The 6,326-nt window shown below is 69.2% G+C and carries 8 protein-coding genes; 5 read left to right on the plus strand and 3 right to left on the minus strand.

What is annotated here, in order from left to right; genetic code table 11:
- Positions 1-159 precede the first annotated feature (159 nt).
- The 5 genes from VGC18_RS01285 to VGC18_RS01305 all read left to right on the plus strand — a co-directional run bounded on the left by VGC18_RS01285 (position 160) and on the right by VGC18_RS01305 (position 4,626).
- Positions 160-1,374 carry a MalY/PatB family protein gene (locus VGC18_RS01285; RefSeq protein WP_331093414.1) on the plus strand — a complete coding sequence of 405 codons (1,215 nt, stop codon included), beginning with the start codon at positions 160-162 and terminating at the stop codon, positions 1,372-1,374.
- 14 nt (positions 1,375-1,388) lie between these two features.
- Positions 1,389-2,732, plus strand: coding sequence for an O-acetylhomoserine aminocarboxypropyltransferase/cysteine synthase family protein (locus VGC18_RS01290; protein ID WP_331093417.1), 1,344 nt, complete (start codon positions 1,389-1,391; stop codon positions 2,730-2,732).
- Positions 2,733-2,763: 31 nt separating this feature from the next.
- The gene (locus VGC18_RS01295; protein ID WP_331093429.1) at positions 2,764-3,597 is read left to right on the plus strand and encodes an alpha/beta fold hydrolase; all 834 of its coding nucleotides are present in this window, start codon (positions 2,764-2,766) and stop codon (positions 3,595-3,597) included.
- 189 nt (positions 3,598-3,786) lie between these two features.
- Positions 3,787-4,131, plus strand: a complete 345-nt coding sequence (locus VGC18_RS01300) for an ArsR family transcriptional regulator (protein ID WP_331093419.1) — start codon at positions 3,787-3,789, stop codon at positions 4,129-4,131.
- Positions 4,132-4,134: 3 nt separating this feature from the next.
- A complete protein-coding gene (locus VGC18_RS01305) occupies positions 4,135-4,626 on the plus strand; it encodes an SRPBCC domain-containing protein (RefSeq protein WP_331093421.1) in 492 nt (163 codons plus the stop codon).
- 20 nt (positions 4,627-4,646) lie between these two features.
- On the opposite strand, the gene VGC18_RS01310 is transcribed toward VGC18_RS01305, so the two are convergent.
- From VGC18_RS01310 to VGC18_RS01320, 3 genes are all read right to left on the minus strand, one after another.
- On the minus strand, positions 4,647-4,823 hold the full coding sequence (locus tag VGC18_RS01310; RefSeq protein ID WP_331093423.1) for a hypothetical protein: 177 nt from the start codon (positions 4,821-4,823) through the stop codon (positions 4,647-4,649).
- A gap of 187 nt (positions 4,824-5,010) precedes the next feature.
- Positions 5,011-5,571: a cysteine hydrolase gene (locus tag VGC18_RS01315; RefSeq protein ID WP_331093425.1), complete on the minus strand. Its 561-nt coding sequence runs from the start codon at positions 5,569-5,571 to the stop codon at positions 5,011-5,013.
- 73 nt (positions 5,572-5,644) lie between these two features.
- Complete coding sequence (locus tag VGC18_RS01320) at positions 5,645-6,094, minus strand: MarR family winged helix-turn-helix transcriptional regulator (protein ID WP_331093427.1); 450 nt, start codon at positions 6,092-6,094, stop codon at positions 5,645-5,647.
- Positions 6,095-6,326: the final 232 nt, after the last annotated feature.

Below are 6,326 nucleotides of genomic sequence, written 5' to 3' on the forward strand. Positions count from 1 at the left end.
GACGTCATACTTGGTCACCTTTCGTCTCCTGATTGGCCCATCCGCGGCATATCGTCGAGACTCGGATCAGGGGCGGGATGCCCCGCACGAGACCGAGGAGACCGCCATGGCACGATCAGCGACTCCGAGAAGCGAGCCCTGTCACTGTCGATCGAGGTCATGACCGTGTTCAGCCATCGCTTCGACAGCATCACCAAGGAACAGCTCGACCGTCCCACCAGCCGGAAATGGAGCCTCAATCCCGGCACCGTCGGCGCCTGGGTCGCCGAGATGGATTTCGGCACCGCCCCGGAGATCACCAGCGCGCTGCACGCCGCGATCGATGACGGACACCTGGGTTACCTCTCGCCCGCCGTCGTCGAGCAGATGGCCCGCGCGACCGCCGACTGGAATCGGCGGGAATACGGGTGGGACCTGCCCTGGCAACGAGTGCACGCCGTCGCCGACGTCATGGCCGCCTTCGAGATCGCCGTCACGCGGTATTCACCCGCCGGATCCGCCGTCATCGTGCCGACGCCCGCCTATATGCCCTTTCTCAGCGTCATCCCGGCGCTCGGCCGCGAGGTGATCGAGGTCCCCGGCATCACCGAGCAGGGTCGCTGGCATCACGACCTCGCGGCCATTGAGGCCGCCTTCCGCGCCGGCGCCCGCACGCTGGTGCTCTGCAACCCGCAGAACCCGACCGGTGTCGCCCTGGAGCGCGACGAGCTCGAGGCGATCGAGAGCATCGTCGATAACTATCACGGCAGGGTCTTCGCCGACGAGGTCCACGCCCCACTGTTCTACGGGCGGCAGCGCCACATCCCCTATGCGTCCATCTCGGCGATCGCTGCGGGGCACACGATCACCGCCACCTCGGCATCCAAGGCCTGGAACCTGCCCGGCCTCAAGACCGCCCAGCTGATCACCTCCAACGACGCGGACGACCTGGCCTACGAGGCCTTCGACTTCACGGCCATGCAGGGCGCCTCGACACTCGGCGTCGTCGCGGCGACCGTCGCCTACACGGAGGGCCGTCCCTGGCTGACCGAGGTCGTCGACTACCTCGACGGCAACCGGCTGGCTCTTCAGGCGCTTCTCGCCAGACATCTGCCCGAGGTGGGGTATTCGCTGCCCGACGCCACCTACATCGCCTGGCTGGACTGCTCGGCGCTGGGCATCGACGGATCCGTCGCCGAGTTCTTCCGCACGGAGGCCGGCGTCACCCTCACCGACGGCGCCCTGTGCGGACGCGGCTTCGAGGGACACATCCGCCTGATCTTCGCCATGCCCCGCCCCCTTCTGGAACAGACGATCGTCGCGATGGCCGACGCCGTGGACCGCGATCGGGCCAGCCGGCACGAGCGTGGCCGTGCCGTCGCGCCCCGCCGGTAGACAAGGAGCCTCCCATGGCAGCCGATGAGCAGGAGAACACCGTCGACGACGATCGGGTGGACGACCCGGAGTACGACTGGGACGGGTACGCGTTCGACACCCGGCAGGTCCACGCGGGCGAGCAGGAGGACCTCACCAGCGGCGCACGGATCACCCCGATAGCGATGACCGCGGGCTTTCGATTCGACTCCTTCGAGGATGCCCGCCGCCGCTTCTCCGGCGATGCCGACGGTCTCATCTACTCGAGGCAGCGCAACCCCTCCGGCACCGTGGCCGAGCGGAGGATCGCCTCGCTGGAGGGTGGCAGCGAGGCCATCGTGGTGGCCTCCGGGCAGGCGGCGATCACCTCGGCGCTCTTCGCGCTCGCGCAGTCCGGTGAGCACATCGTGTCCACGGCCAGCATCTACAGCGGAACCCGGATCCTGTTCGGGCGCAGTTTCGCCCGCTTCGGCGTGACGGTGGACTACGTCTGGGACGAGTCGGACGAGGAGGAGTGGGATCGGGTCATCCGCCCGAATACCAAGGCCATCTTCACGGAGACCATTCCGAACCCGAAGAACGACATCGTCGACATCGATCGGATCGCCCGGGTCGCCGCCAGGCACGGAATCCCCCTGGTGGTGGACAACACCATCGCCTCGCCGTATCTGATCCGCCCGATCGAATTCGGGGCGGCGATCGTGGTGCACTCGTCGACGAAGTTCCTGAGCGGACACGGCGCAGGGCTCTCCGGGGCGATCGTCGACGGCGGCACCTTCGACTGGGGCGCCTCGGATCGGTCCTATCCGCTGCTCACCGAGCCCGCCTCGCCCGGCGCGCCCTCCGTGCTCGAGCGTCACGGACGGACGGCGTACGCGCGCCTGGCCAGGGAGGCCGTGGTCAACGACATCGGGCCGGCGCTCTCGCCGTTCAACTCCTTTCTGCTCCATCAGGGCATCGAGACCCTCTCCCTGCGGATGGATCGCCATGTCGCCAACTCGCTGGCGATCGCCGAATGGCTCTCCACGCATCCGCGGGTCGAGAGCGTCGACTACGCCGGGCTGCCGGGAAACCCCCGGTACGAGCTGGCGCGGCGGCTCTACAACGGCCGCACGGGCTCGGTGTTCGCGGTGACCGTCCGGGGTGGCGAGGGGGGCGCGCGGCGCTTTCTCGACGGCCTGCGCGTGATCAGCCGGATGACCAACATCGGCGACGTGCGCTCGATGGCGCTGCATCCGGCCACGACGACGCACAACTCGTTCTTGCCGGAGCTCCGAGACAGGCTGGGTATCTCCGCCGGCCTGATCCGGCTCTCGATCGGCATCGAGGACGTCGCCGATCTCATCACCGACCTCGATCGCGCGCTGAAGCGGGTCTGACCGCGCACCTCCGGCCTAGGCTGGGGCCGTGATGATCGAACGGGACATCGTCGTCGATGGCGGCCGCATCCTGCGAACCTACGACGGCGGCGCACGCTCGCCCGAGGCGCCGGTGCTGTTCTGGCATCACGGCTCGCCGCAGACCGGCGCCATCCTCGAACCGATCGCGGTCGCCGCGGAACGTCGCGGCATCCGGGTGATCTCCTACGCCCGCCCCGGCTACCCGGGTTCAACACCCGACCCCGGGCGCCGTGTCGCCTCTGCCGCCGCCGACGTCGCCCGCATCGCCGACCGGCTGGGCATCGCGCGGTTCGGCGTCATGGGCGCCTCAGGAGGCGGCCCACACGCCCTCGCCTGCGCGGCATTGCTGCCCGACCGGGTCCTCGGCGCGGTGGGACTCGCCGCGATCGCCCCGCTCACCGATCGATTCGACTGGTGGGCCGGCATGGCCTCGGATGCCGGACTGCGCGCGGCGGTCGACGGGCGCGCGGCTCGTGCCCGTTTCGCGGAGACCGAGGAATTCGTCCCGGAGAGCTTCATCCCCGCCGACTGGGAGGCCCTGTCCGGTGCCTGGGCCTCGCTCGGAGCCGATGCCGGGGCGGCGGGGGAGGCGGGACCGGACGGACTCGTCGACGACGATGTCGCCTTCGCCGCGGACTGGGGTTTCGACCCGGCCGGGGTTCTCGCTCCGACGCTGCTCGTGCAGGGCGGTCTGGACCGCGTGGTACCCGCCGCCCACGCGCGGCACCTGCTCGAGATCTGCCCGAACTCGGAGCTCTGGTACCGTCCGCGGGACGGCCACATCTCCGTGCTCGCCGCCGTGCCCGTCGCGATGGACTGGCTGCTGGACCGGCTCACCGCCTGATCTCCGCCTCGTCTCCGCCTCATCCGCCTGATTTCCGCCCCAAGGGACGACAATGCCCCTTCCCGAGCGCGAGGAAGCAGCATTCGTGTCCCCTGAGCGCCCTCGGGACGGAGAGAGGCACGGGAGGGGAGGGTTGCGGACCAGAAAACTGCTTGTGCCGCCGATCGTGAACCGCTAACCTACAACCAAATGGTTGTAGAAACGATGAACGGGACCCAGGCCGACCGGGTCTTCCATGCCCTGGCGGACGGAACCCGCCGCAGCATCGTGACGCGGGTGATCCTGCGGGAGCAGTCGGTGTCCGCGCTGGCGCAGCAGTACTCCATGAGCTTTGCGGCGGTGCAGAAACACGTGGCCGTCCTCGAGGGGGCGTCCCTCGTGACGAAGCAGCGGCGGGGGCGGGAGCAGATCGTGCGCGGCAACGTGGACACCCTGCGCCGCACCACGAGGCTGCTGAGCGCCTACGAGGACCTGTGGATGCGTCGCGCTGAGGGCATCGAAGAGATCCTCGCCGAGGCGAGAGATGAGGAGTAGACAATGACCGTCGTCAGTTCGCACGTGGATGCGCAGAACCTGACCCTGACCTTTGTCGCGCAGTTCGAGGCGGACGTCGAACGCGTCTGGCGGGTGTGGGAGGACCCGCGTCAGCTGGAGCGGTGGTGGGGTCCGCCCACCTGGCCGGCCACGTTCGAGCGGCACGAGTTCCGCGTCGGCGGAAGCTCCCGCTATCACATGACCGGGCCGGACGGCGAGAAGGCCAGGGGGTGGTGGACGATCACCGCGATCGATGCCCCGCACCGGCTGGAGTTCGACGACGGCTTCGCCGGTGATGACGGCGAGCCGGCCCCCGACTCCGAGCCGACCCGGGCCGTCGTGACCCTCGAGGAGGTCGAGGGCGGAACGCGCATGACGGTGGTCACCACCTTCGTGAGTCCGGAGCAGCTCGACCAGATGATGGGCATGGGAATGCTCGAGGGAATGACTCTGGCGCTCGGGCAGCTCGATGCCCTGTTCGCCGAGCAGGGCTGAGCCGGCCCCGCACGTCACGGTCAGATCGACCGAGGATGCCGGATGCCCGTCGACAGCAGACGAGCCCACTCCTCAGAGGACTCGTCGATGCGCGCGGTCACGATGAGGTGGCACAGCTGGCCGAAGGCGACGAAGCGCTGCACCTCATCGTCGGTGCCGCCGGAGCGGCTCTTGCGGGCATGTGAGCGACTCCACACTCACTCACTCACTCGGTCGCGCAACCCGGTTTCTTCGCGGGTCCAGCCATCCGTCACCCCGCATCCCGGCACATCCCCGGGGAATACCACCCCAGGGGACAAGAATCGTCCTTCCCAATCGCGCGGAACAGCCATTCTTGTCCCCTGGGCGAGATGTGCGAGGGATGCGCGGCCGAGCACGCGCGGGCTATTTGCCGAGGAGGTCGAGGAGCTCGGCCGTGGTCCCGGTCTCAGCCAGCCTCGGGAAGATCCGCGTGACGCTGTTGACGTGGGCCTCGAGGCTGGAGTCGGTCATCGCGTCGACGGGGAGGGTCACGTTGAACCCGTGCTCGTGGGCGCTGCGGGCCGTCGACTCGACGCCCGCGCTGGTCGCCACTCCCACGATGACGACCTGGGTGACGCCGAGTTGCTGCAGGTGGTCGTTCAGACCGGTCTCGTGGAAGGCTCCCCAGGTGCGCTTGGTCACCAGATGATCGCCCGGATGCCCGTCGAGCTCGGGGATCAGATCGGCCCAGCCCTCGGGGAACTGCCTCGGAGCGGCACCGCCGGCCTGATCGGTGCGACCCGGTGCCCCACCGGCCACGGTGACCAGCACGACGGGCAGGCCGTGATCGCGGAACGCATCCGTCAGCGCGATGGCGTTGCCGAGGACGCCCTCGAGCGGATGCGCCTTGGGGGAGGCGAGTATGCCGTTCTGCAGGTCGATCACGATCAGGGCGGTCTGCGGATCGAGCGTGGTGATGGCCATGGCGGTCTTCTCCTTGTGATTGGGGTGAGGGAACGGGACCTGGGAAATGGGACCCGGGGCCGGACGGCGACGACTACGGGTCGAGGAGGCGCTTCATCAACTCGATGCTGCTGGCCAGCTGCTCCTGCTCGCCGGCGGAGAGCTTCGCCTGGATGGTCCGGAACAGCCAGTCCTCCTTCGCCACGCGGTTGGCCTCGATGGTCTCGCGGGCCTCCGCGCTCAGAGAGAGGATGACCTGCCGGCCGTCCGAGGGATCCGGCGCGCCGACGACCAGGCCGGCCGCCTCCAGAACGGCGACGATCGCCCTCATCGACTGCGGGCGCATCCCCTCGGCCCTGGCCAGGGAGGTCAACGTCAGGTCGCTCTCGACCAGGCGGCCCAGAGCGGACACCTGGGACGGCGTGAAGTCGCCCGGGCGGGCCTCCTCGCGCAGGCGGCGGTTGAGCCGGCCGATCAGGGCGCGCAGCTCCCCGGCCATCGCGGCCGTCGCGATCCCCGCGCCGTTCGCATCCCGCTCGTCCATGTCCCGACTCTAGCAGGTACTAAGCCAAACTAAACAGATTCCCTTAGCAACTGCGGGCGAGACGCGGCCGTCTGCACGCGCGCCGCGCCCACACACTCAGCCGAGCATCCAGCCGTGGGGCTCGATCGTGACCCCGCCCGACGAGACCGGCTCGTCGGAGAGGTTGAGCGCCAGCCTCGCCTCCTGACCCCCTTCGCCCGCCGCGTGCAGGCCAAGCACCTCGTTGCGGAGG

Origin of the sequence: Lacisediminihabitans sp. (genome assembly GCF_036404185.1) — a bacterium.
Taxonomy (GTDB): Bacteria; Actinomycetota; Actinomycetes; order Actinomycetales; family Microbacteriaceae; genus Lacisediminihabitans.

Excerpts from the sequence above, each read along its gene's own strand:
- VGC18_RS01285 (WP_331093414.1), top strand. The coding sequence starts at position 160 with ATGACCGTGTTCAGCCATCGCTTCGACAGCATCACCAAGGAACAGCTC.
- VGC18_RS01290 (WP_331093417.1), top strand. The coding sequence starts at position 1,389 with ATGGCAGCCGATGAGCAGGAGAACACCGTCGACGACGATCGGGTGGAC.
- VGC18_RS01295 (WP_331093429.1), top strand. The coding sequence starts at position 2,764 with ATGATCGAACGGGACATCGTCGTCGATGGCGGCCGCATCCTGCGAACC.
- VGC18_RS01300 (WP_331093419.1), top strand. The coding sequence starts at position 3,787 with ATGGTTGTAGAAACGATGAACGGGACCCAGGCCGACCGGGTCTTCCAT.
- VGC18_RS01305 (WP_331093421.1), top strand. The coding sequence starts at position 4,135 with ATGACCGTCGTCAGTTCGCACGTGGATGCGCAGAACCTGACCCTGACC.
- VGC18_RS01315 (WP_331093425.1), bottom strand. The coding sequence starts at position 5,571 with ATGGCCATCACCACGCTCGATCCGCAGACCGCCCTGATCGTGATCGAC.
- VGC18_RS01320 (WP_331093427.1), bottom strand. The coding sequence starts at position 6,094 with ATGGACGAGCGGGATGCGAACGGCGCGGGGATCGCGACGGCCGCGATG.